General features: G+C 47.8%; 2 protein-coding genes. One reads left to right on the forward strand and one right to left on the reverse strand.

Features of this window, described 5'->3' with window-relative positions; translation table 11 throughout:
• Positions 1-275, forward strand: a 275-nt coding sequence (locus ACJHX7_RS26290; protein WP_001326894.1) for a hypothetical protein, incomplete at its 5' end; no start/stop codon positions are given.
• On the opposite strand, the gene ACJHX7_RS26295 is transcribed toward ACJHX7_RS26290, so the two are convergent.
• Positions 254-529, reverse strand: a 276-nt coding sequence (locus tag ACJHX7_RS26295; protein WP_032425604.1) for a hypothetical protein, incomplete at its 5' end; no start/stop codon positions are given. The two genes, ACJHX7_RS26290 and ACJHX7_RS26295, sit on opposite strands and share 22 nt — an antisense overlap.

A 529-nucleotide genomic window follows, 5' to 3' on the forward strand; every position in this document is an offset into this window, starting at 1 on the left:
GAAGGGCATCAGGTAGCACTGTTCTGACAGGAAAAATAGCAAATGGACAACAGATCCCATTGCCATCTGGTTTTTCTGCCAGCCAGTGTACCTGGAGTGTCAGTAATGCAGAAAATCCGCACGGGTGGAAGCCGAATTATTTTGCGGGGTCAGTTGCAACCTATGATGCCAATCGAATTGTGAAATGCGGCTTCTATGACGAATACAACTTTTATGGCGGTACTCACCGAACTGACCTGTCGGGGAAATGTAGTTACATCGTGGTTTGCCAGTGATAAGTATCGTCACTGGCAAATGGCGTAAACTGTAATTGAACCATTTTGATCTTCGGTCGTGTCGCAACTGGCAGTCCATGCATTGTTGCCTGAAGGCATGGAACGCGTGAGCCATATAAATCCGGTATTTGATCTGCATTGACCGCCTCCACCAATGACTTTCTTGCCAGATGGACATGTTGCCGTTGCTCCAGGCCAACGCCACGCAGTAGCTGAAGCGGTAACAATTTGGCTATCACCTGCGCCAATTTTTT

Source organism: Escherichia sp. WS1451, assembly GCF_046487365.1.
GTDB classification, from domain to species: Bacteria; Pseudomonadota; Gammaproteobacteria; order Enterobacterales; family Enterobacteriaceae; genus Escherichia; species Escherichia coli.